We start from the raw sequence: 24,175 nt of genomic DNA, 5'->3' as shown, positions 1-24,175 counted from the left end.
ATGAAAATCGGAGCACGGTCCACCACCGGCTGGCGGGCGACCATCGCGGTCGCCATGTCCAACTACATCGAAGCCGGGTCGATCATCGCCATCGCGACGAGTCTGGGCTTCTGGCAGACCGCCTTCGGGATCAGCAATTTCGCCGTCGGCCTGCTGGCGGCGTTGAGCGCCAACGCTTTCGGCGCGGCCATCGGCGCCATCCTGGGCGGACCGCTGTGCGACCGATTCGGTCGCAAGGCGATCTACACCTATGACCTGCTGGTGTACATGGCCGGTGTACTGCTGGCAGCTTTCGCGGTGAACTTCGCGATGCTGCTGACCGCCTTCATCATCACCGGTATCGCGGTGGGCGCCGGTGTGCCGGCGTCGTGGACCTATATCGCCGAACAGGCGCCCTCAGCCGACCGTGCCAAACACGTCGGCACTGCGCAGCTCGCGTGGTCGGTGGGTCCGCTCATCGGCTTCGCGCTGGCGGCGGCGCTCGCACCAATGGGGCTGCTCGGTTCGCGGCTGATCTTCGTGCATCTGTTCGTGGTCGCCGCGGTGGTGTGGTGGGTACGCCAAGGCCTGGCCGAATCGCAGATCTGGACGGACGAGGGCCGCAACGAATCCGCTTCGCTGGCAACAACTGTCGGCAACCGTGGGCTGCGCGGCCTGTTCTCCCGCAAGGTCAACATCGCCGCGCTGTTGTTCCTCGGTGGCATCTACCTGTTCTGGAACACCGTGGCCGGACAGGCCGGTATCTTCATGCCCCGCGTCTACGACACCGCCGGCCTGCACAGCCCGGTCGCGCAGAACCTGTTGCAGGTGCTGGTCTGGGGCTGCACCGTGGCCGCGACGTACTTCGGTTTCATGCGCTACGCCGACCGGATGAGCCAGCGTCTGCTGTATGTGATCGGCGCAGCCCTGGGCATCATCGGCTGGATCGTACTGGTGGCGTTCACCGATGGCGGCGTGCCGACGATGCTCGTGTTCGCCGTGCTGTGGGGTGTCTCGGCCGGTATCGGTGCGCAGGCCTTCTACAGTTTGTGGGCCAGTGAACTGTTCGCCACCCCGTACCGGGCCAGCGCCCAGGGCGTGATGTTCTTCGTGGTGCGAACCGCCACCGGGCTGTTGAGCTACTTCTTCCCGACCCTGCTGGCCGCCACCGGTCTGACCACCGTCGGCATCCTGCTGGTCGCCCTGCTCACCGTCGCCCTGGTGATCGGCGCCGTCTGGGCGCCCGCCACCCGCGGAAAGACGTTGCAGGAGATCGAGGTCGAACGCTACGGCGCTTGCGTCTCCCCGTCCACCCCTGTCGAGAGGACCGCGGCATGATCCTGCACCCGCTGCTGGACAACCTGGCCATCGAACTGCCGTCCTGGGCATTCGGCAATTCCGGCACCCGCTTCAAGGTGTTCGGCACCCCGGGCACCCCGCGCACCATCGAAGAGAAGATCGCCGACGCCGCCACCGTGCACCGGCTCACCGGCCTGGCACCCGCGGTGGCCCTGCACATTCCGTGGGACACCGTCGACGACTACGCCGCGCTGGGTGCCTACGCCGCCGCGCAGGGCGTGCGGCTGGGGACCGTCAACTCCAACACCTTCCAGGACGACGACTACAAGTTCGGCAGCCTCACCCACATCGACAAGACGGTGCGGCAGAAGGCCATCGACCACCACCTGGCATGCATCGAGATCATGAACGCCACCGGGTCGCGCGATCTGAAGATCTGGCTGGCCGACGGCACCAACTACCCGGGCCAGGGCGATATCCGGGGCAGGCAGGACCGGTTGGCCGAATCGCTGGCGACGATCTACCAGCACATCGGCGAAAGTCAGCGAATGGTGTTGGAGTACAAGTTCTTCGAACCGGCCATGTACATGACCGACGTGCCGGACTGGGGTACCTCCTACGCCCAGGTCAGCGCACTGGGGGAGCGGGCGATGGTCTGCCTGGATACCGGCCACCACGCCCCGGGCACCAATATCGAGTTCATCGTCGCCCAGCTGCTGCGGCTGGGGAAGCTCGGCTCCTTTGATTTCAACTCCCGCTTCTACGCCGACGACGACCTGATCGTCGGCGCGGCCGACCCGTTCCAGTTGTTCCGCATCATGTTCGAGGTGATCCGCGGTGGCGGGCTGGATGCCGGAGGGACGGGGGAAAATGGTGGGTCGCCGGTGGCGCTCATGCTCGACCAGTGCCACAACGTGGAGGCCAAGATCCCCGGCCAGCTCCGGTCGGTGCTCAACGTGCAGGAGATGACCGCCCGGGCCCTGTTGGTCGATACCGAGGCGCTCACCGTCGCCCAGGAGGACGGCGATGTGCTGGGCGCCAATGCGATCGTCATGGACGCCTTCTACACCGATGTGCGTCCCGCGCTGGCACAGTGGCGGGTCGACCGCGGGCTGCCCGGCGACCCGATGGCCGCCTTCGCCGCCTCCGGCTACCAGGACACCATCAACGCCGCTCGCATCGGCGGAACCCAATCCTCGTGGGGAGCATGAGAGATGACAGACTCATCACAGAACAACACCGTTGCCGAGCTGATCGCCCGGTCCAACCGGCTCGGATCCGATCCGAAGAACACCAACTACGCCGGCGGTAACACCTCGGCCAAAGGCACCGATATCGACCCCGTCACCGGCGCCCCGGTGGACCTGTTGTGGGTCAAGGGTTCTGGCGGCGACCTCGGCACCCTCACCGAGAACGGGCTCGCCGTGCTGCGGCTGGACAGGATGCGGGCGCTGGTGGACGTCTACCCCGGTGTCGACCGCGAGGACGAGATGGTCGCGGCATTCGACTACTGCCTGCACGGGCGCGGCGGGGCCGCGCCGTCCATCGACACCGCCATGCATGGCCTCGTCGAGGCCGACCACGTCGACCACCTGCACCCCGACTCCGGGATCGCCCTGGCCACTGCCGCCGAAGGGGAGGCCCTGACCAAGCAGATCTTCGGTGACCGGGTGGTGTGGGTGCCATGGCGCCGTCCCGGGTTCCAGCTCGGCCTGGACATCGCCGAGATCAAGAAGCGCAACCCGCAGGCGATCGGCACCATCCTGGGCGGGCACGGCATCACCGCCTGGGGTGCGACATCGGCGCAGGCGCAGGCGCATTCGCTGGAGATCATCGAGACCGCAGAACGGTACATCGCAGAGAACGGCCGGTCCGCGCCGTTCGGCCGGGAGTTGCCGGGCTTCGGTGCCCTGCCCTGCGACGAGCGTCGGGCCAGGGCGGTCGCCTTGGCCCCGTTCCTGCGCGGGCTGGCGTCCACCGATCGAGCCCAGGTCGGGCACTTCACCGATGACCCGCGGGTGCTGGAATTCCTTGCCGGTGACGAACATCCGCGGCTGGCCGCGCTGGGCACCAGCTGTCCGGACCACTTCCTGCGCACCAAGGTCAGGCCGATGCTGCTGGACCTGCCCACCGATGCGCCTCTGCAGGATTGCAGGTCCCGGCTGGCCGAGTTGCACGAAACCTACCGCGCCGACTACCGGGCCTACTACGAGCGGCACGCCGGCCCGGACAGCCCGGCGATGCGAGGTGCCGATCCGGCCATCGTGCTGATCCCCGGGGTGGGCATGTTCAGCTACGGCAAGGACAAGCAGACCGCCCGAGTGGGCGGCGAGTTCTATCTCAACGCCATCAACGTGATGCGCGGCGCCGAGGCGATCTCCAGCTATGCGCCGATCGACGAGTCGGAGAAGTTCCGCATCGAATACTGGGCGCTGGAAGAGGCCAAACTGGCCCGGATGCCGAAGCCCAAGCCCCTGGCCACCCGCATCGCGCTGGTCACCGGAGCGGCCTCGGGTATCGGGAAGGCCATCGCCACCCGGCTCGCGGCCGAAGGGGCCTGCGTGGTGATCGCCGATCTGGACGCGGAAAAGGCCGAGGCCGCCGCGGCAGAGCTCGGTGGTACCGACGTGGCGATCGGGATCGCGGCCGATGTCACCGACGAGGCCGCCGTGCAGGCGGCCGTCGACGCCACGGTACTGGCGTTCGGCGGTATCGACCTCGTCGTCAACAACGCCGGACTGTCGCTGTCCAAATCGCTGTTGGACACCACCGTCGCCGACTGGGACCTGCAACACAACGTGATGGCCCGCGGGTCGTTCCTGGTGTCGCGCGCCGCGGCGCGCGCCCTGATCGAGCAGAAGCTCGGCGGCGACATCATCTACATCTCGTCGAAGAACTCGGTGTTCGCCGGGCCCAACAACATCGCGTACTCGGCGACCAAGGCCGACCAGGCGCACCAAGTGCGCCTGCTGGCCGCCGAACTCGGCGAGCACGGTGTCAAGGTCAACGGCATCAACCCCGACGGTGTGGTGCGCGGGTCGGGCATCTTCGCCGGCGGCTGGGGCGCCAAACGCGCCGCGGTGTACGGGGTGGCCGAGGAGGACCTGGGCCAGTTCTACGCGCAGCGCACCCTACTCAAACGGGAAGTGTTGCCGGAGAACATCGCCAATGCGGCGTTCGCGCTGTGCACCTCGGACTTCTCGCACACCACCGGCCTGCATGTGCCCGTCGACGCCGGTGTGGCCGCGGCGTTTCTACGATGAGCGTGCAGGTCGCCGCGGTCGATCTCGGCGCCACCAGCGGCCGGGTGATCGTCGCCGACCTGGACCGGTTTCAGATGCGCACCGTGGCCCGGTTCGCCAACGAACCGGTGACCATCTGGAACGGTGAGCGCCACGCCTTGCACTGGGATCTACCCGGAATCTACGGTCACGTGCTGGGCGGTTTGGCCCGCGCTGGGCACGAATGCGACCGGCTGGCCGGCATCGGGGTGGACTCGTGGGCGGTGGACTACGGACTACTGCGCGACGGCCGACTGCTGTCGGTACCGCACCACTACCGCGATACCCGCACGGAGCGGGGTGTGGCGCTGGTGCATGCGCAGATCGAGCATTCGGAGTTGTACGCCCGCAACGGTTTACAGTTCCTGCCCTTCAACACGGTGTATCAGTTGGCGGTAGAGTCGCTGCTGAACCAGGCCGACACCGTGCTGCTGATCCCCGACCTGGTGACGTACTGGCTCACCGGGCAACGGGTGGCCGAACGCACCAACGCGTCGACCACCGGGCTGCTCGGCCTCGATGGCCGCTGGGACACCGGCCTGATGACCCGGCTCGGGTTGTCGCCCAGCCTGTTCCCGGATGTCGTCGACGCGGGGTCATCCCGCGGCCGGGTGCTACCGGGACTCGGTTTCGACGCCGACGTGGTGTCGGTGGCCTCCCATGACACCGCATCGGCGGTCGCCGCGATCCCGATGGATGCGTCGGAGTCCGCGTACATCTCCTGTGGCACCTGGGGTCTGGTCGGGCTGGAGCTGTCGGGGCCCGTGGTCACCGAGGCCGGCCGGGCCGCCAACTTCACCAACGAGGCAGGTGCGGACGGCAGGAACCGGTTCCTGCACAACGTGATGGGACTGTGGCTGCTGACCGAGACGGTGCGACAGTACGAACGCGACGGCCAGAGTGCCGACCTGGCCACGCTGTTGGCCGCCGCCGCGCAGGCGCCAGCGCCCACGCAGGTGTTCGACACCAACGATCCGCGGTTCCTGCCGCCGGGCGATATGCCGGCCCGCATCGCCGACTGGTACCGCGAGCGTGGTCTGCGGGTGCCGGACGGCCCCGCCGGCACGGTGCGCGCGATTCTCGAAAGCCTGGCGGCTGCCTTCGCTTCCGCGGTGCGCGCGGCAGGGCAGCTGGCCGGCGTCGACGTGCGCACCGTGCATATCGTCGGTGGCGGGTCGCAGAACGACCTGCTGTGCCAGCTCACCGCCGACCGGTTGGGCCTGCCGCTGCTGGCCGGGCCGGTCGAGGCGACCGCACTCGGGAACATTCTGCTCACCGCGCGGTCGCAGGGGCTGGTCAGCGGCGATCTCGACGAGTTGCGGCGGCGGGTCGCGGAGTGGCTTCCGCCGCGCCGGTATGTCCCGCGCACCGATCGGGCCGCCGTGATGGTGTGATGTCCTGGTGGTGAGCATGCGGGAAGTCGCTGCCGCGGCCTCGGTGTCGGTCGGCACGGTCTCCAACGTGCTCAATGCCCCGGACAAGGTGGCCCCCGCGACCGTGGCGCGCGTGCAGGCGGCGATCGACTACCTAGGATTCGTGCGTAACGACGCGGCGCGGCAACTCAAGGCCGGCCGGTCCCGCAGCATCGGGTTGGTGGTGCTCGACATCGGCAACCCGTTCTTCACCGATATCGCCAGAGCGGCTGAACGCCGCGCCGGTGAACACAATCTCACCGTGCTCCTGGGCACCTCCGACGACGATGACGGCCGGGAACGCGCCTATATCGATGCCTTCGACGAACAGCGGGTGTACGGACTGTTGGTGTCGCCGGTCGGTGAGGACCTGCGCCGCTTGACTGCACTGCACGAGCGGGGCACCCCGGTGGTGCTCGTCGACCGTGACGGCAGCGGAACGCCTTTCGATTCGGTCGCGGTCGACGATGTGGCCGGCGCTGCGCTGGCGGTGGCCCACCTGTGCGCGACGGGCCGGCGCCGGATCGCCTTTGTGGGTGGCCCGGCCACGCTGCGCCAGATCCGAGACCGTCGGCTGGGGGCGGCCAAGGCGGTGGCGGAAACCCCTGGGGCGCAACTGGAGAGCATCGACACCCCGGCCCTGAGTGTGCTGGCCGGGCGGGCGGTGGGGGAGCAGCTGCGGGACCGGCCGGCGGCCCAGCGTCCCGATGCGGTGTTCTGTGCCAACGATCTGGTGGCCATCGGGGTGCTGCAGGCGCTCACCCTGATGGGTGATCTCCGGGTGCCCGACGACATCGCGCTCGTCGGCTACGACGACATCGATTTCGCTGCCTCGGCAGTGGTGCCGCTGAGTTCCGTGCGGCAGCCCACCGCCGACATCGGCGCCACGGCGGTGGACCTGTTGGTCGCCGCATCCGAGGGGAGTAGCAGTCGGGAGCCCAAACATGTGGTTTTCCAACCAGAGTTGGTGATTCGGGCCTCTACCGGTTAGGGCGTCACCGCGGGCAGAACGGCCCGAGAATCTGCGCGCAGTTCTCGCGGGTGATAAGCCCCGGTGGCGGTGGCGTATCGCCCTCGAAGATGTTCTGCGCGACATTACCCTGCCCGTGGTACAGGTACCAGTAGGTCTGCCAGATCTTGGCGTCCCAGACCACCGGAGCAGCGGGCCGGGCCTCGGCGCTACCCGCGGTCAAGCCCAGATCGGCCGCGGCCATGCCGCCGGCGATCAAAGCAGTCGTCGCAATCCGGATCAGGTTCATGGCACGACAATGCGGCGAACCCCTTGGGGAAGTCTCGGAACGCTAGGACACGATCAGAACGTCCAGCGTGCGTGGTCCGTGCACACCTTCGACCCGCTGCAACTCGATATCGCTGGTGGCGCTCGGTCCCGAGATGAACGTCAACGGCCGGGTGGGGTCCAGCGCCGCGAACCCCTGCGGCACCGTGTCCACGATCTGGTCGGCTCGCACCACACAGATGTGGTGGTCGGGCACCAGTGTCAGCGCGCGCCGGCCCTGGGCGAACCCGGCGTCCAGCACGATGGTTCCGGTGGCGGCGATGCCCACCGCGCAGCCGGTCAGTACCGCATCGGCGCGGTCGAGGGTGTCGATACCGAGTGCAGGTGCGTCACCGACGGTCCGCACACCCACCACCCATTCGGCGGGCAGATCGGCCGGGATCACCACGGTGGCGTCCGGCCCGACGAGTTCGGCCACGGTGGCCGAAATCTCGGAGACATCGGACACCAGGTGCACCCTGGCCCGGTACTCGGCCACCGCCTCGGCGAAGCGCTGTACATCGGCCGGACCGGTGAGCGGCTCGCGCGCGTAATCACGTGGCACCACGACGGGTTCCGGCGGGGCTGCGGCCAGCGCCGACCGGATCCGGCCCAGCACCGCCGATCTGGCATCACTCACTTCGCACCCCCGCGGGTCCGTTCCCACCATTGCCGGAAGGTCTCCTTCGGCGGCTCCGGAATATCGCGGCTGCTGGTCCATTTCGATGCCGGCCAGGGTAGCGCGCCGATGCGGTGATCCTTGCCCGCGATCAGCCGGCCCACCCCGAGTGCCTTCTCGGCCAGTGCGAAACGGTCAGGGGACGACATGGCCCAGCCCGCGGCCTTCATGGCCAGATCCTGCCCCGAAGGAAGGACACCTCTTACCCGCCCTTCTGCATCCACCTGTTCGGCCCGCAGATGCACCAGGATGGACGGGATGTCGATCTTCACCGGGCAGGCCTCGAAGCAGGCGCCGCACAGTGAGGACGCGTACGGCAGGCTGGCGTTCGGGTCGTCGTGTCCGGTGGTCCCCGTCAGCTGCGGGGACAGGATGGCCCCGATCGGACCGGGATACACCGATCCGTAGGCGTGCCCGCCGGTGCGCTCGTAGACGGGGCACACATTGAGGCAGGCGCTACACCGGATGCAGTGCAGCGCAGCACGTCCCACCTCGTCGGCGAGCACCCGGGTGCGGCCGTTGTCCAGCAGTACCAGATGGAACTGCTGCGGGCCGTCCCCGGGATGCACGCCGGTCCACATGGACGTGTAGGGGTTCATCCGCTCCGCGGTCGAGGACCGGGGGAGCAGTTGCATGAACACTTCCAGGTCCGCGAAAGTGGGGATGATCTTCTCGATCCCCATCACGGTGATCAAGGTTTCGGGCAGGGTCAGGCACATCCGGCCGTTGCCCTCGGATTCCACCACCGCAAGCGTGCCCGTCTCGGCCACACCGAAATTCGCGCCACTGACGGCCACGCGGGCGGTGAGGAACTTGCGGCGCAGATGTGAGCGGGCGGCCATCGCGAGCACCCGGGGCTCGTCGGTCAGCTCGCCGGCGTCGGGCATCTCCCGGCTGAAGATCTCGCGGATCTCGGCCCGGTTGCGGTGGATGGCGGGCACCAGGATGTGGCTGGGCTTGTCGTGGCCGAGCTGAACGATGAGTTCGGCCAGGTCGGTCTCGAATGCGGCTATGCCCTCGGCCTCGAGGTGTTCGTTGAGTCCGATCTCCTGAGTGGCCATCGATTTGACCTTGACCACTTCGTCGGAGCCGGTAGCCCGGATCAGTGCCGTGACGATCCGGTTGGCCTCGTCACCGTCGCGCGCCCAGTGCACCACTCCACCGCGTTCGGTGACGTTGCGCTCCAACTGTTCCAGCAGCTCGGGAAGGCGGGCCATGACGTCCTGTTTGAGGGCGCTGCCCGCGGCGCGCAACTGCTCCCAGTCTTCGCATTCGGCCACTGCGGCAAGGCGTTTGGCGCGGATGGTGTGTGTCGCGTGGCCGATGTTGCGGCGCAGCTGTGCATTGCCCAGGGCCTCGCGGGCGGCGTGCGGGAACGACACCTCGCCGCGCAGATTGCCCACCCCGGGCGTGCCGAGGAAGGTCATCCGTGGGCCGCCAGGATCTCGGCCAGGTGCACGGTGCGCACACCGACCCGCAACCGGCTCAGCCCGCCGCCGATGTGCATGAGACACGACGAATCTCCGGCGCTGCACACCTCGGCGCCGGTGTCGAGGATGTTGGTCATCTTGTCGGCCAGCATCGCGGTGGAGGTGTCGGAATTCTTCAGGGCGAAGGTGCCGCCGAAACCGCAACACGAGTCGGCGGATGGCAGTTCCACCAGGGTGAGGCCACGGACATTGCGCAGCAGACGCAATGGCTTGTCCCCGACGCCGAGCATGCGCAGTGAGTGGCACGTCGGGTGGTAGGTGACGTGGTGCGGGTAGTACGCGCCGACGTCATCCACCCCGAGGACGTCGACGAGGAACTCGGACAGCTCGTAGGTGTGGGCCGCGACGGCCTCGGCGCGGGCGGCCAGGGCGTCATCGCCGGCGCGGCGGGCCACCATGGCGTGCTGATGGCGCACCGAGCCCACGCATGACCCCGACGGGGCGACGATGGCGTCGCAACCGGCCGCCTCGAACACCTCGACATGATGACGCACCACGGCGGTGGCTTCCTTGAGATAACCGGTGTTGATATGCATTTGGCCGCAACAGGTCTGGCCGGCAGGAAACGTCACTTCGTGGCCGAGCCGCTCCAGCAGCGCGACAGTGGCGATCGCAGCGGGCGGGAACAGGGCGTCCGCCAAGCAGGTCGCGAACAGGGCGATTCGCATAGGTTCCTCAGGTTACCGCCGGCGCTGCCGCGGTGGCGGGGATCGTGCATTCAATAATTGAAACGTTTCAATAAACCGTAGTGTGACGGCAGTCATAAGTCAACGTGTACCGGCCTGGCAGCCAATTTCTGTGCACGGGAACCCGTTTGGCTGTCTGGGTTGTCAGCGGAGGGTGGTGTCGGGCCGACGAGCGCAACAGTGGTGCAGCAACCGGCGCATCCGACCGGCGCGCCCTGGGAACCTCCTGTGCAATAACGTGGCCGGTGTGGCCGACCCAGCAGCGCACTCCGGCGGTGGTTTCAACCCGCCCGAACCCACCGACAAGGGTGGGCCGGACTATGGCCGGTTCATCGAAGCGGTGCGCACGCTGCAGGACCACGCCCGCGCCGCCGACGCTCCCGACGAGGTGATCGCCGAGGCGGCTGACCTCGTCGAAAAGGTGTCCACGCTGCTGGCCCCCTACGAGGCCGACGAATGGCATTCCCCGTCCGGCCGGCGGATGGATCTGCCCAACCGGGGCAACATCATGTCGGTGCCGGTGGACCTGGTCGTCACCGAGGAGGGGCGGATCGGCGGGACCGCCCGGTTCCGGCGCTACCACCTCGGCCGCAACGGAGCCGTGCACGGCGGCGTCCTCGGGCTGCTCTTCGACTCGCTGCTCGGCTTCACCACCGCCAAACTGACCAAGAGCCCCTACCAGCGCACCGCGCACCTGGGCATCGACTACCGCAAGATCGTGCCGATCGGGAGGGAACTGCAGGTGGACGCCGGGATCGACCGGATCGACGGACGCAAGCTCTTCGTCAGCGGCCGGCTGCTCGACGGTGATGAGGTACTCACCGAGGGCGACGCCCTGTTCGTCAGGCTCAAGCCGGGGCAGCCGTGAGGTTCTCCGATATCAAGCGGCGCTGGGCACGCGGGCGCGACCGCCTGCGGGAACGTCCCGTCGCGGACTTCGTCTACCGGGTCGTGGTCGCGGTGGTCGGGACCGTGGTGCTGGCCGTCGGGATCGTCGCCATCCCGTACCCCGGTCCGGGTTGGGCGATCGTCTTCCTCGGCCTGGCGATCCTGGCCACCGAGTTCCGGGCGGCGCAGGTGGCGCTGCACTGGGTGAAGTTGCGTTACGAGGCGGTGATGGCGTGGTTCGCCCGTCAGCACATCGCCGTGAAGGCTCTCAGCGCGGCCTTCACCGGCCTGGTGGTGGTGGCCAGTCTGTGGGGTCTGGGCGCGCTTTACTGGGCCGGTGGTCTGATCGGCTTCGAACCGGCCTGGCTGCAGAGCCCGATCGGTATCGGATCGTAGGAACCCGCCCCGATAGCATGGTCGCGACCGCACTCGACCAGTAGGAGAAGTCCCGATGACTGCCGCCGCCAGCACCGCCCCCGCAGCCCCGATCCGGGTCGCTGCCGGGACCACCGCTGGGGCGGCCGTCCGCGCCGCCGGTCTTCCCGAACGCGGCGCCTCCGACGCCATCGTGGTCGTACGCGATGCCGACGGCCGGTTGCGCGACCTGTCCTGGACGCCGGACACCGATGTCGAGGTGGTGCCGGTGGCCGCCGATACCGAGGACGGCCGCAGCGTCATCCGGCACTCGGCGGCGCATGTGCTCGCACAAGCCGTGCAGGAGCTCTTCCCGCAGGCCAAGCTGGGTATCGGCCCGCCGATCACCGACGGCTTCTACTACGACTTCGACGTCGCCGAGCCCTTCACCCCGGAGGATCTGGCGAAGCTGGAGAAGCGGATGGCCAAGATCGTCAAGGACGGTCAGCTGTTCTCCCGCCGGGTGTACGAATCCAAGGACCAAGCCCGCGAGGAACTCGCGAATGAGCCGTACAAGCTGGAACTCGTCGACGACAAATCCGGTGACCCCGATGTGATGGAAGTCGGTGGTGACGAGCTGACCGCCTACGACAATCTCAACGCCCGCACCAAGGAACGCATCTGGGGTGACCTGTGCCGCGGCCCGCACATCCCCACCACGAAGTACATCCCGGCCTTCAAGCTGACCCGAAGCAGCGCCGCCTACTGGCGCGGCAACCAGAACAACGCCAGCCTGCAGCGCGTGTACGGCACCGCATGGGAGTCGCAGGAGGCGCTCGACCGGCACCTCGAGTTGATCGAGGAGGCTCAGCGCCGCGACCACCGCAAGCTCGGGGTGGAGCTCGACCTGTTCAGCTTCCCCGACGAGCTCGGGTCCGGGCTGCCGGTGTTCCACCCCAAGGGCGGGATCATCCGCAAGGAGTTGGAGGACTACTCGCGGCGCAAGCACGAGCAGGCCGGGTACCAGTTCGTCAACACTCCGCACATCACCAAGGAGAACCTGTACATCACGTCGGGTCACCTGGAGTGGTACGCCGACGGCATGTTCCCGCCGATGCAGATCGATGCCGAGTTCAACGAAGACGGCACCGTGCGCAAGCCCGGCCAGGACTACTACCTGAAGCCGATGAACTGCCCGATGCACCACCTGATCTACCGCTCGCGTGGCCGGTCCTATCGCGAATTGCCCTTGCGGCTCTTCGAATTCGGCTCGGTGTATCGGTACGAGAAGTCCGGTGTCATCCACGGCCTGACCCGGGTGCGCGGTATGACGCAGGACGACGCGCACATCTACACCACCCGCGAGCAGATGCGCGATGAACTGACCTCGCTGCTGGGTTTCGTGCTCGACCTGCTGTCGGACTACGGCCTCGACGATTTCTATCTGGAGCTGTCCACCCGCGACCCGGAGAAGTCCGTCGGCTCCGACGAGCTCTGGGAGGAGGCGACCGCCACGCTGCGTGAGGTGGCCGAGGCGTCCGGGCTGGATCTGGTGCCCGATCCCGGTGGCGCCGCGTTTTACGGCCCGAAGATCTCGGTGCAGGTCAAGGACGCGCTGGGCCGGCACTGGCAGATGTCGACCATCCAGCTCGACTTCAACATGCCCGACCGCTTCGAGTTGGAGTACACCTCCGCGGACGGCAGCCGGCAGCGGCCGGTGCTGATCCACCGGGCCCTGTTCGGGTCGATCGAGCGGTTCTTCGGGGTGCTCACCGAGCACTACGCGGGCGCGTTCCCGGTCTGGCTCGCGCCGGTACAGGCGGTCGGGGTGCCCGTCGCGGACAAGCACATCCCGTACCTGGAAGCGCTTGCGGCAGAACTCAAATCGCACGGCGTCCGGGTCGAGGTGGATGCCAGCGACGACCGGATGGCCAAGAAGATCGTCAACCACACCAACCAGCGGGTGCCGTTCATGCTGCTGGCCGGGGACACCGACGTGGAGGCGGACGCGGTGTCCTTCAGGTTCGGCGACCGCAGCCAGCTCAACGGGGTACCCCGGAAGGCGGCAGTGGCGGCGATCGTGGACTGGATCGCCCGGCGGGAGAACGCGACTCCCGATGCCGATCTGTTCAAGGTGGACTCGTGACCGACGGCATCGTCGACCGGGGTGTCGGCGATCCCGACCATCTGCAGCGGCTGTGGACCCCGCACCGGATGAGCTACATCGCCGAATCCCCGTTGAAGAAGGGGGCCGGTTCGGCGCTGTCGACGGAACCGTTCACCGATATCCCGCAGATGTCCGACGAGGACGGCCTGATGGTCGCGCGCGGCAAGTTGGTGTACGCCGTGCTCAACCTGTACCCGTACAACCCCGGCCACCTCATGGTGGTGCCCTACCGGCGGGTGTCCGAACTGGAGGACCTCACCGCGGAGGAGAGCGCCGAGCTGATGGCGTTCACGCAGAACGCGATTCGGGTCATCAAGGCGGTCTCCCGCCCGCACGGGTTCAACGTGGGACTCAACCTCGGGACATCGGCGGGCGGATCGCTCGCCGAGCATCTGCACATGCACGTCGTGCCGCGGTGGGGTGGTGATGCCAACTTCATCACGATCATCGGCGACTCCAAGGTGATCCCACAGTTGCTGCGCGACACGCGCCAGTTGCTGGCCGCGGAATGGGCCGCGCAGGACGGGGCGAGCGGAGCGACGGGGGATCAGACGGGGGCGAGCGGAGCGACGGGGGATCAGACGGGGGCGAGCGGAGCGACGGGGGATCAGGCCGGGGCGGGAGCTACGACGGGGCAGCCGGGCACATGAGCGACTTCTACCTGATGACCCGGGCGGCTTACACCAAGCTGTCCCAACCGGTCGCCAGGGCGGCGCTGCGCGTCGGCTTCACCCCGGACACCATCACCGTTCTCGGCACCGCCGGATCGGTGCTGGCGGCGTTGATCCTGTACCCGGTCGGCCAGCTGTGGTGGGGCTCGGTGGCGGTCTTCTTCTTCGTACTGGCCGATATGCTCGACGGCGCCATGGCCAGGGAGCGCGGTGGCGGTACCCGGTTCGGTGCGGTGCTCGATGCCACGTGTGACCGGATCGCCGACGGCGCGGTGTTCTGCGGCCTGGCCTGGTGGATCGCGTTCGGGATGCACAACGCTCAGCTGTTGGTGGCCACGCTGGTCTGCCTGGTCACCTCGCAGGTCATCTCGTACATCAAGGCCCGCGCCGAAGCCAGTGGTCTGCGGGGTGACGGTGGCATCATCGAACGGCCCGAGCGGCTGGTCATCGTGCTGGCCGGCGCCGGGCTGTCGGGGCTGTTCGGCCTCCCGCTGATCCTGGACGTCGCGATGTGGGGGCTGGCGGTGGCCAGCGTGGTGACCGTCGCCCAGCGGCTGCACGCGGTGCGGACCTCGCCCGGGGCCATGGACGCCATGCCGGCCGCCGATACCGCGCCGCCGGTGGGAGATGAGCAGTGAGCACACCGTCGGCAGGTCTGCCGCGGGTCCGCGGATTGCGCGTGCCACTGGGCGGCGAGCTGACCGATCTGGGCTACGCGGCGGGCTGGCGGCTGGTGCGCGCGATGCCGGAGTTCGCCGCCCGCAACATGTTCGACGCGGGTGCGCGGTACGCCGCCCGCGGTGGCGGGCCCGAGCAGTTGCGCAAGAATCTGGCCCGGGTCCTGGGCGTGCCGCCGGCGGCGGTGCCCGCCGACCTGATCCGGGCGTCGCTGGCGTCCTATGCGCGGTACTGGCGGGAGGCCTTCCGGCTACCGTCGATGGATCACGAGAAGCTCGCGGACCGGTTGCGGGCATTGGCCTTTGGCGAAGAGAACGTCGTCGACGCGCTGGCCGCCGGCCGCGGTGCGATCCTGGCGCTGCCGCACAGCGGCAACTGGGATATGGCGGGGGTGTGGCTGACCAACACCCACGGCAAGTTCGCCACGGTGGCCGAACGGCTCAAGCCGGAGTCGTTGTACCAGCGGTTCGTCGACTACCGCGAGAGCCTCGGCTTCGAGGTGCTGCCCCTGACCGGCGGGGCCCGCCCGCCTTCAGAGGTGCTCGCCGACCGGCTGCGCGGCAACGGTCTGGTGTGCCTGATGTCGGATCGCGATCTGACCCGCTCCGGGGTGCAGGTGGATCTGTTCGGTGAGCCCACCCGGCTGCCCGGCGGTCCGGCGCGACTGGCGCTGGAGACCGGGGCGGCGTTGCTGCCCACCTACTGCTGGTACGAAGGTGACAGCGCGGCCATCCGTATCCACCCGCCCCTGGACACGTCCTCCGGTGACGTGCAGGTGATCACCCAGGCACTGGCCGACCAGTTCACCGTCGATATCGCCACCCATCCCGCAGACTGGCACATGCTGCAGCCGCAGTGGCTGGCCGACCTGTCGGACGAGCGTCGCGCGCGGCTCGGCGGGCTGGAGCGCAGCGACCCGGGGTCTGAGCTCGGCGGGCTGGAGCGCAGCGACCCGGGGTCTGAGCTCGGCGGGCTGGAGCGCAGCGACCCGGGGTCAGACGTGGGGCAATGATGCGCATCGGGATGGTGTGCCCGTACTCCTTCGACGTACCCGGCGGGGTGCAGGCCCATGTCCTGCAACTGGCCGAGGTGTACCAGGCGCAGGGCCATCACGTGAGCGTGTTGGCGCCGTCAAGCCCACACGTCGCGATGCCGGACTACGTGGTGTCGGGCGGCAAGGCCGTGCCGATCCCGTACAACGGCTCGGTGGCCCGGCTGCGGTTCGGTCCGGCCACCCACCGCACCGTCAAGAAATGGCTCGGCCAGGGTGATTTCGACGTGTTGCATCTGCACGAGCCCAACGCACCCAGCCTGTCGATGCTGGCGCTGATGATCGCCGAGGGGCCGATCGTCGCGACGTTCCACACCTCGACGACGAAATCGTTGACGCTCAGTGTGTTTCAGGGACTTCTGCGGCCGTGGCACGAGAAGATCGTCGGCCGCATCGCCGTGTCCGATCTGGCCCGCCGCTGGCAGATGGAGGCGCTCGGTTCGGACGCCGTCGAAATCCCCAACGGGGTGACCGTGTCGGCGTTCGCGGACGCACCGCTGCTGGAGGGTTACCCGCGGCCGGGTCGCTGCGTACTGTTCCTCGGCCGCTTCGACGAACCGCGAAAGGGTATGGCGGTGCTGCTGGCGGCGCTGCCCCGGCTGGTGGCGGCCTTTCCCGATGTCGAGGTGCTGGTGGTGGGCCGCGGCGACGAGCAGGCACTGGCCGCCGAAGCCGGCGAACTGGCCTCTCATCTGCGATTCCTGGGCCAGGTCGACGATGCCACCAAAGCCTCGGCACTGCGCAGCGCCGACGTGTACTGCGCACCCAACACCGGCGGCGAGAGCTTCGGGATCGTGCTGGTGGAGGCGATGGCCGCGGGCACGGCGGTGGTCGCCAGCGATCTGGATGCGTTCCGCCGCGTGCTCGACAACGGCGCGGCCGGGCGGCTGGTGGCCCTCGACGACGCCGCCGCGCTGGGGGATGCACTGGTCGAGGTGCTCGGGGATGACGCGCTGCGCCGGCGTTACGTCGACACCGCCACCGTCGCGGTGCAGCGGTACGACTGGTCGGTGGTGGCCGCCGACATCATGAGGGTCTACGAGACCGTGGCGATGGCGGGGGTCAAGGTCCGGGTGACCGACTAGTGCTTGCTCTGTTGATCATCCTCGCGGTGCTGATCGGCGCCGCCATCCTGTTGACCGGGTCGTGGGCCTATCTGACCGCCAACCGGCTTGATCGCCTGCACGTGCGGTACGACCTGTCCTGGCAGGCGCTCGATGCCGCGCTGGCCCGCCGCGCGGTGGTGGCCAGAGCTGTCGCCGTCGACGCGTACGGAGGGGCGCCCGAGGGGCAGCGGCTCGCCGCGTTGGCCGATGCCGCCGAACGCGCGCCCCGCACGTCCCGCGAGGCCGCCGAGAACGAACTGTCGGCGGCGTTGGAGGCTGTCGCCCCGTCGGCGCTGCCGGTGGCGCTGGTCGCCGAGCTCGCCGATGCCGAGGCGCGCGTATTGCTCGCCCGCCGGTTCCACAACGATGCCGTCCGCGACACCCTGGCGCTGCGGGATCGCCCGATGGTGCGGTTGCTGCATCTCGGGGGGACGGCGGCGCTGCCCAACTACTTCGAGATCGCCGAGCGCGCAGGGCCGGCGGCGCGCGATGTCGGGTTGGTCAGCCGGCGGATCTCGGCCCGTGTCGTGCTGCTCGACGAGGCCGGCCGGGTACTGCTTTTCCGCGGATCGGACCCGGCGCGTGACGGCGAGGTTGTGCGGTTCTGGTGGTTCACCATCGGTGGCGCGGTGGAGCCCGGCGAAGAGCTCGCCGAGACGGCGGTGCGCGAGCTGGCCGAGGAGACCGGTCTGCAGGTGACCGCCGCCGAGCTGGTCGGCCCGGTGTGGCGCCGCGACGCCATCATCGACTTCAACGGGGCCGTGGTGCGCAGCGAAGAGCTGTATTTCCTGCACCGAACCCGCAGCTTCGAACCGGGCGCGAGCGGTCGCACACCGCTGGAACGGCGCTACATTCACGGCCACTCCTGGTGCGATGAGACAATGATCGCCGAGCTGGTCGCCGAGGGGGAGTCCGTGTATCCGCTGCAGCTCGGTGAGCTTCTGGCCCAGGCCGGTGAGCTCGTGGATGTGCGCGGCGCGGGACCGGGTACGCAGCCTCAACAGATTCGTTGAGCCTGCGGATCCAATTGATTTGGCACCACCTTTAGACTGAATCAGTAGTGAACTGGAGGAGATAGCGATGAATACCGCAGCGAATGGCAACCAGACCGGCACAGCCCGGGTGAAGCGCGGTATGGCCGAGATGCTCAAGGGTGGCGTCATCATGGACGTGGTCACCCCTGAGCAGGCCCGGATCGCCGAGGCTGCCGGTGCGGTCGCGGTGATGGCGCTGGAGCGCGTCCCGGCCGATATCCGCGCCCAGGGCGGAGTGTCGCGGATGAGCGACCCCGACATGATCGAGGGCATCATCGATGCGGTCACCATCCCGGTGATGGCCAAGGCACGGATCGGGCATTTCGTGGAGGCCCAGATCCTGCAGGCCCTCGGAGTGGACTACATCGACGAGTCCGAGGTGCTCACCCCGGCCGACTACGCCAACCACATCGACAAGTGGCGCTTCACCGTGCCCTTCGTGTGTGGCGCCACCAATCTGGGCGAGGCCCTGCGCCGGATCACCGAAGGCGCGGCGATGATCCGCTCCAAGGGCGAAGCCGGCACCGGTGACGTGTCGAATGCCACCACGCACATGCGCACCATCGGTGCCGAGATCCGCCGGTTGACCTCGCTGAGCGAGGACGAGTTGTTCGTCGCGGCAAAGGAACTGCAGGCGCCGTATGACCTGGTAGTCGAGGTGGCCCGGGCCGGCAAGCTGCCGGTGACGATGTTCACCGCCGGCGGTATCGCCACCCCGGCCGATGCCGCGATGATGATGCAGCTCGGTGCCGAGGGTGTGTTCGTGGGCTCGGGCATCTTCAAGTCCGGCGACCCCGCCGCCCGCGCCGCGGCCATCGTGAAGGCCACCACCTTCTACGACGATCCCGATGTGCTGGCCAAGGTGTCGCGCGGGCTCGGCGAGGCGATGGTCGGCATCAACGTCGATGACATCCCGGTGCCGCACCGGCTCGCCGAACGCGGCTGGTAAACACAACCTGTGGCGATTGAAGAGATCCTCGACCTGGAACAGCTCGAGGTCAACATCTATCGCGGTGGGGTGTTCAGTCCGGAGTCGGGCTTCCTGCAGCGCACGTTCGGGGGGCATGTCGCCGGCCAGTCGCTGGTGTCCGCCGTCCGCACCGTGGATCCGAAATTCCAGGTGCACTCGCTGCACGGGTACTTCCTGCGGCCCGGTGACGCCCGCGCGCCGTCGGTGTACCTGGTGGAGCGGTTGCGCGACGGCGGATCGTTCTGCACCCGGCGGGTGAGCGCCATCCAGCACGGTCAGACCATCTTCAGCATGTCCGCGTCGTTCCAGGCCGACCAGAGCGGTATCGAGCATCAGGATGAGATGCCCGCCGCACCCGGTCCCGAGGACCTGCCCGGATTCCGGTCCGGGGGAGCCTTCGACGACGCGGGGTTCGCCCAGTTCGCCGAGTGGGATGTGCGCATCGTGCCGCGCTCGCAGGTGGTGAAGGTGCCGGGCAAGGCCTCCCAGCAGCAGGTGTGGTTCCGCCACCGCGATCCGTTGCCCGACGACTCGGTGCTGCACATCTGCGCGTTGGCCTATCTGAGCGATCTGACGCTGCTCGGTTCGGCGCAGGTGAACCACCCGGACGAGCGTAAGCACCTGAACATCGCGTCACTGGATCACGCGATGTGGTTCATGCGGCCGTTCCGCGCCGACGAATGGTTGCTCTACGACCAGTCCTCGCCGTCGGCGTGCGGTGGCCGGGCGCTGACCCAGGGCAAGCTGTTCAACCAGTACGGGGAGATGGTCGCCGCCGTCATGCAAGAGGGGCTGACCCGCTACCAGCGGGACTTCACCCCGCCCGCCAAGTGAGTGTCCGGGTCGGGGTGCTCGCCCTGCAGGGCGACACCCGTGAGCATCTGGGCGCGCTGCGCGAAGCGGGTGCCGAAGCGCTGACGGTGCGTCGGCTGGCGGAGCTGGAATCCGTGGACGCGCTGGTGATCCCGGGTGGTGAGTCCACCGCGATCAGCCATCTGCTGCGCGAATTCGACCTGCTGGAGCCGTTGCGCTCGCGGCTTGCCGACGGGATGCCCGCGTACGGGTCGTGCGCCGGAATGATCCTGCTGGCCACCGAGATCCTGGATGCCGGCGTCGAAGGGCGGCGGGCCGAGCCGCTACGAGGCATCGATATGTCGGTGCGGCGCAATGCTTTCGGACGTCAAGTGGACTCCTTCGAGGAGGACATCGCATTCGAGGGTCTGGACACCGGCGTGCACGCGGTGTTCATCCGCGCGCCGTGGGTGGAGCGAGTGGGCCCCGGTGTCGAGGTGCTGGCACGCGCCGGCGGGCATCCCGTGGCGGTACGGCAGGGCCGAATGCTGGCGACGGCGTTCCACCCCGAGGTGACCGGTGACCGCCGGGTGCACAAGCTCTTCGTCGACTCGCTTGGGTGAACGTTCGCCCAACGCCGGCATGGAGTTTGCTGTCACAGCGGAGCCCGGTGGCACGCACAGCTTGTTCACATGTCACGCGTCCTCAATGGCTATGTGACAGCGACGACCCATGAGACGGCGACGACCCACAAGACGGCGACGTTCTTCGTACCGCCGACCCACACCGGACCGCAGCTGCCGCAGCCGGGCGATCTGCAACGCTGGGCGCTGCCGCTGCTGCTGATCGGCACCGCCGTGCTCTATATGTGGAATATCACCGTCAACGGGATGGGCAATCAGTTCTATGCTGCGGCCGCGCAGGCTGGGTCGGTGAACTGGGAGGCGTTGTTGTTCGGGTCGTTGGATCCGCACAACTTCATCACGGTGGACAAGCCGCCGGTGTCGCAGTGGGTGATGGGTCTGTCGGGTCAGCTGTTCGGGTTCAGCAGTGCGAGCATGCTGGTGCCCGAGGCGCTGATGGCGGTCGGCTCGGTGTGGCTGCTCTATGGGGCGGTGCGCCGGATCGGTGGGCGGTGGGCCGGGCTGCTGGCCGGTGCGGGGTTGGCGTTGACGCCGGTGGCGGCGTTGATGTTCCGGTTCAACAATCCCGATGCGGTGATGGTGTTGTTGATGACCGCGGCGGCGTATTGCACGGTGCGGGCCTTGGAGCGGAATGGCTTGCGGTGGATGGCCTTGGCCGGTGTCGCGCTGGGCTTCGCGTTCCTGGCCAAGATGCTCGAAGGGCTCATGTCGATGCCCGCGGTGGGGCTGGTCTACCTGATCGCGGCTCCGGTGGCAATGCGGTCGCGGTTGGTGCACCTGCTCGGGGCGCTGACCGCGTTCCTGGTCTCGGCGGGCTGGTACGTGCTGCTGACGCTGGCGTGGCCGGCGTCGTCGCGGCCGTATCTCGCCGGTTCCACCGATGACAACTTCATGAACCTGGTGCTGGGCTACAACGGGTTCGGCCGGTTGCTCGGGCACAACAACTACGGATTCCAGAACGAGGCACAGATCGGCGCCTCGGCCGGTCAGGCCGTGGCACAACCGCATCGCGGTATGGGCGGCTGGGGTGACCAAAAGCAGGGGCTGCCGCGGCTGTTCACCGGCGAGTTCGGTTATGAGATCGGCTGGCTGCTGGTGGGTGCGCTGCTGGCGACGGTGCTGGTGCTCGTGTCCCGTGGGCGTGCACCGCGCACCGACGTGGTGCGGGCCGGCACCATCCTGTTCGGCGGCTGGCTGCTGATCGACGGCCTGGTACTGAGCTTCATGAAAACCAATGTGCACCCGTACTACTGCATGTCCCTGGCACCAGCGGTGGCTGCGATGTTCGCCATCGGGCTGCAGGAGATGTGGCGGCGCCGCGCCGGCTGGTTCGGTCGCATCGGCCTGGCCGTGCTGCTGCTGAGCACCGGTGGCTGGAGTTGGTGGATCCTGGGCCGCAACGCGAGCTGGCTGCCACCCCTGCGCTGGGTCATCCTCGGGGTGAGCGTTCTCGCCACGGCCGCCCTGCTGTGGGCGCTGGCGTCGTCGCGGCGCGGACGGGTCGCGACGGTCGCGGTGACGGTGGCCGTGCTGGGCGGGCTCGCGGGTTCGGCGGCCTACTCGGTGGCCACCATCGGCCAACCGCACACCGGCGGGGGACCGTTGGTGGGTCCGGCTCAGGCCGGTGACCGGCACGGCGGCTGGGGCCAGGACATCGACAGCCCGCAACTGGATGCCATGCTCAAGGGCACCACGACGACGTGGTCGGCGGCGATCAACCGATCTTCGGCCGCGTCTTCGCTCGAATTGTCCAGCGGCACAGCGGTCATGGCGATCGGCGGATTCATCGGCAGCGACCCGGTGCCCACCCTGAGTCAGTTCAAGGACGATGTGGCGGGCCGCCAGATCACCTATTACATCCTGCCGGCCGCCAACGGTCACGGCGCCTTCGGTCGCAACGTGCACACCGATATCTCCGACTGGGTCCAGGCGCATTTCACGCCGGTCAAGGTGGGCACCGACACGGTCTATGACCTCACCGCACCGAAGGCCGGCGAGCGCTCAGACCACGGGCAGTAGCAGTCGTGACGACGAGGCGACGGTGTTCAGACTGCTGGTGCCCACACTCGCGTGCCGGAAGTTCATGATCGCGGGCACGTCCGGATCCTGATCGTCGCCGGCCAGCACCAGCTGGATACGGTGCCCCTTGCCGAAGCGCCGGGCGTTGGGTACCAACGGAATTCGATATTCGACGGGCTCGCCGATCGGGACCGCGATGGGTCGGCGGCAGGGTAGCACCGGGGCTCCGGGCGCACTCGCGGCCGGGTCCACCTCGCGCAGGCCGGCCCGTAACCAGCCGGCCGTCACATCGGTCACCTCGCCGTCGGGTGCCACATCCTGCAGGGTGGCCAGCCACGCCGTGTCGGCGGCGGTGGCCGACGCGGTGAGCCGCAGCTCGATCTCCCCGACGACATCCAGGTCGGCCGGCAGCTCCGGCGATGTCCAGGTGAGCAACGCCGGCGGGTCGAGCTCGCCGGCCTTGACCCGACCGGTCCCGGCGCCCAAGGTCATGTACTCCCTTGTGCCGGGCTGCCCTTCGTCCGCGCCGAGAACGCCGTCGGCGCGCAGCGCGAATTCGGTGGCCGTCGCTGCCGGCGGCCAGGACGTGCTGGTGTGCCATTCCGCAGGCTCGCCACCGGGAAGGGCGTACCGGACGCGGTCGCCGTCGAGGATCCCGGTGTCGCGACCTTTGAGCCAGTGGTCGTACCAGGCCAGCGCCTCGGTGTGCATGCTTTCCCACGGCCATGTCAAGCCGTACCGGTCGAGCATGCCCAGTTGCACATTCGGGTTGTGCGCCAGCGCTTTCCACGTGATGAACGTCGAGGGTAGGTGCAGCGGTACGTTCTCCCAGTCGCAGCCCAGATAGACGGGGATGTCGATATTGCCCAGCAGCGGTGTGAGATCCCGGTCGTCCCACCATTCGTCGCGCACGGGGTGGGTGACGAACACATCAAGCCAGAGGTCATCCCACGGGTGCGGGTCGTGCGGCAGCTTGAGCAGTTGGTGCATCAGCGTCACCGCGGCCTCGCCGTTCATGGTGCCGAACTTGCGGTGCAGCGGCGGCAGATTGAGCACCTTGCGGGCGATCTGGAGTGGCAGGCTGCGCCAGAAGTCGTCGCTGCGGGCGGCGGTCAACCCCATCATCGACAGGAACGGCGTGATGAAGGCCGAACTCACCAGGCCGTGGTGCGAGGCCGCCTCGAACAGGTCCGAGGTGACGGCCAGCGGGAAGATGGCCTTGAGGTGCGGAGGTCGCTCGACCGCGGCTTCCAGTTGGGTCATCGCGAAGTAGCTGATGCCGATCATCCCCACGTTGCCGTCACACCACGGTTGGGCCGCGGCCCATTCGACGAGGTCGTGCATATCGCGACGTTCCTGCCCGTCGAAGAAACCGAATTCGCCACCCGATCCGCCCGTCCCGCGGACGTTGGCGATCACGTGTACGTAGCCGCGCGATACCCAGAACGGGGTGTTGCCGGCCTCGATGAAGCCCATCGGTGCGCCGAGGTCCTGGATCTGACGCGGGTAGGGCGACGCGGCGATCAGGGCGGGGAAGCGGCCGTCGGCGTCGGGCCGGTGTACGTCGGCCATCAAGGAGGTGCCGCCGCGGACCGGCACGCCGACGTTGATGTCGTGCCGGATGCCGTACTGCGGCTCGCTGAGATTGCGGAACGTGCGGCCGGTGGTCTGCGGCCCGTTCAATGGAGCTTTAGTCATA

21 protein-coding genes and 1 pseudogene are annotated in these 24,175 nt (G+C 68.2%); 17 read left to right on the top strand and 5 right to left on the bottom strand.

The features are described from left to right. From QN239_RS20010 to QN239_RS19990, 5 genes are read left to right on the top strand one after another with little or no spacing between them, the layout of a single operon-like run. Positions 1–1,317, top strand: coding sequence for an MFS transporter (locus QN239_RS20010; protein ID WP_499012939.1), 1,317 nt, complete (start codon positions 1–3; stop codon positions 1,315–1,317). Further along, positions 1,314–2,489, top strand: coding sequence for an L-rhamnose isomerase (rhaI, locus tag QN239_RS20005; protein ID WP_499012937.1), 1,176 nt, complete (start codon positions 1,314–1,316; stop codon positions 2,487–2,489). The genes QN239_RS20010 and rhaI overlap by 4 nt, the downstream gene beginning before the upstream one ends. A gap of 3 nt (positions 2,490–2,492) precedes the next feature. Continuing rightward, complete coding sequence (locus tag QN239_RS20000) at positions 2,493–4,541, top strand: bifunctional aldolase/short-chain dehydrogenase (protein WP_499012935.1); 2,049 nt, start codon at positions 2,493–2,495, stop codon at positions 4,539–4,541. Then, entirely contained in the window at positions 4,538–5,953 is a 1,416-nt protein-coding gene (locus QN239_RS19995) for a rhamnulokinase (RefSeq protein ID WP_499012934.1), read from the top strand. Before QN239_RS20000 ends, QN239_RS19995 begins: the two co-directional genes overlap by 4 nt. A gap of 16 nt (positions 5,954–5,969) precedes the next feature. Further along, entirely contained in the window at positions 5,970–6,962 is a 993-nt protein-coding gene (locus tag QN239_RS19990; protein WP_499012933.1) for a LacI family DNA-binding transcriptional regulator, read from the top strand. A 4-nt stretch (positions 6,963–6,966) separates the two neighbouring features. Here the strand turns inward: QN239_RS19990 and QN239_RS19985 are convergent, their stop codons facing one another. Genes QN239_RS19985 through QN239_RS19970 form a run of 4 tightly spaced genes read right to left on the bottom strand, consistent with a single transcriptional unit; the run spans position 6,967 to position 10,084 of the window. Further along, positions 6,967–7,230, bottom strand: a complete 264-nt coding sequence (locus tag QN239_RS19985; RefSeq protein ID WP_499012931.1) for a hypothetical protein — start codon at positions 7,228–7,230, stop codon at positions 6,967–6,969. A 42-nt stretch (positions 7,231–7,272) separates the two neighbouring features. Next, on the bottom strand, positions 7,273–7,917 hold the full coding sequence (locus tag QN239_RS19980) for a LutC/YkgG family protein (RefSeq protein WP_499012930.1): 645 nt from the start codon (positions 7,915–7,917) through the stop codon (positions 7,273–7,275). Next, complete coding sequence (locus tag QN239_RS19975; protein WP_499012929.1) at positions 7,884–9,353, bottom strand: LutB/LldF family L-lactate oxidation iron-sulfur protein; 1,470 nt, start codon at positions 9,351–9,353, stop codon at positions 7,884–7,886. The genes QN239_RS19980 and QN239_RS19975 overlap by 34 nt, the downstream gene beginning before the upstream one ends. Next, on the bottom strand, positions 9,350–10,084 hold the full coding sequence (locus QN239_RS19970) for a (Fe-S)-binding protein (protein WP_499012927.1): 735 nt from the start codon (positions 10,082–10,084) through the stop codon (positions 9,350–9,352). Before QN239_RS19970 ends, QN239_RS19975 begins: the two co-directional genes overlap by 4 nt. Positions 10,085–10,340: 256 nt before the next feature. On the opposite strand from QN239_RS19970, the gene QN239_RS19965 reads away from it, so the two are divergent. The 12 genes and pseudogenes from QN239_RS19965 (at position 10,341) to QN239_RS19910 (ending at position 22,476) form a co-directional block, all read left to right on the top strand. Further along, positions 10,341–10,970 (top strand): PaaI family thioesterase, encoded by a 630-nt coding sequence (locus QN239_RS19965; protein ID WP_499012925.1) that lies wholly within the window; start codon positions 10,341–10,343, stop codon positions 10,968–10,970. Continuing rightward, positions 10,967–11,386, top strand: a complete 420-nt coding sequence (locus QN239_RS19960) for a TIGR02611 family protein (protein WP_499012923.1) — start codon at positions 10,967–10,969, stop codon at positions 11,384–11,386. Before QN239_RS19965 ends, QN239_RS19960 begins: the two co-directional genes overlap by 4 nt. Before the next feature lie 55 nt (positions 11,387–11,441). Further along, a complete protein-coding gene (gene thrS / locus QN239_RS19955; protein WP_499012922.1) occupies positions 11,442–13,490 on the top strand; it encodes a threonine--tRNA ligase in 2,049 nt (682 codons plus the stop codon). Next, positions 13,487–14,032 (top strand): annotated as a pseudogene (locus QN239_RS19950) (ATP adenylyltransferase); the annotation flags it as partial. The gene thrS and the pseudogene QN239_RS19950, both read left to right, overlap by 4 nt. A 125-nt stretch (positions 14,033–14,157) precedes the next feature. Beyond that, entirely contained in the window at positions 14,158–14,820 is a 663-nt protein-coding gene (gene pgsA, locus QN239_RS19945) for a phosphatidylinositol phosphate synthase (protein ID WP_499012920.1), read from the top strand. 104 nt (positions 14,821–14,924) lie between these two features. Then, the gene (locus QN239_RS19940) at positions 14,925–15,872 is read left to right on the top strand and encodes a phosphatidylinositol mannoside acyltransferase (protein WP_499016877.1); all 948 of its coding nucleotides are present in this window, start codon (positions 14,925–14,927) and stop codon (positions 15,870–15,872) included. Continuing rightward, complete coding sequence (locus QN239_RS19935) at positions 15,872–16,996, top strand: glycosyltransferase family 4 protein (RefSeq protein WP_499016875.1); 1,125 nt, start codon at positions 15,872–15,874, stop codon at positions 16,994–16,996. Before QN239_RS19940 ends, QN239_RS19935 begins: the two co-directional genes overlap by 1 nt. Beyond that, on the top strand, positions 16,996–18,030 hold the full coding sequence (locus QN239_RS19930; RefSeq protein ID WP_499012919.1) for an NUDIX hydrolase: 1,035 nt from the start codon (positions 16,996–16,998) through the stop codon (positions 18,028–18,030). Before QN239_RS19935 ends, QN239_RS19930 begins: the two co-directional genes overlap by 1 nt. A gap of 67 nt (positions 18,031–18,097) precedes the next feature. Then, the gene (gene pdxS, locus QN239_RS19925; RefSeq protein ID WP_167159060.1) at positions 18,098–19,000 is read left to right on the top strand and encodes a pyridoxal 5'-phosphate synthase lyase subunit PdxS; all 903 of its coding nucleotides are present in this window, start codon (positions 18,098–18,100) and stop codon (positions 18,998–19,000) included. Between the two features lie 9 nt (positions 19,001–19,009). After that, a complete protein-coding gene (gene tesB, locus QN239_RS19920) occupies positions 19,010–19,855 on the top strand; it encodes an acyl-CoA thioesterase II (RefSeq protein WP_090364575.1) in 846 nt (281 codons plus the stop codon). Continuing rightward, positions 19,852–20,436 (top strand): pyridoxal 5'-phosphate synthase glutaminase subunit PdxT, encoded by a 585-nt coding sequence (gene pdxT, locus QN239_RS19915; protein ID WP_167159064.1) that lies wholly within the window; start codon positions 19,852–19,854, stop codon positions 20,434–20,436. Before tesB ends, pdxT begins: the two co-directional genes overlap by 4 nt. A gap of 69 nt (positions 20,437–20,505) precedes the next feature. After that, complete coding sequence (locus QN239_RS19910; protein ID WP_499012918.1) at positions 20,506–22,476, top strand: ArnT family glycosyltransferase; 1,971 nt, start codon at positions 20,506–20,508, stop codon at positions 22,474–22,476. On the opposite strand, the gene QN239_RS19905 is transcribed toward QN239_RS19910, so the two are convergent. Then, positions 22,459–24,174 carry a CocE/NonD family hydrolase gene (locus tag QN239_RS19905; protein ID WP_499012916.1) on the bottom strand — a complete coding sequence of 572 codons (1,716 nt, stop codon included), beginning with the start codon at positions 24,172–24,174 and terminating at the stop codon, positions 22,459–22,461. The two genes, QN239_RS19910 and QN239_RS19905, sit on opposite strands and share 18 nt — an antisense overlap. Position 24,175 lies beyond the last annotated feature (1 nt).

The sequence above is a fragment of the Mycolicibacterium sp. Y3 genome, assembly GCF_051188035.1.
GTDB classification, from domain to species: domain Bacteria; phylum Actinomycetota; class Actinomycetes; order Mycobacteriales; family Mycobacteriaceae; genus Mycobacterium; species Mycobacterium fluoranthenivorans.
Note: the sequence above shows the minus strand (reverse complement) of the source record. Positions and strands in the feature narration are given on the sequence as shown.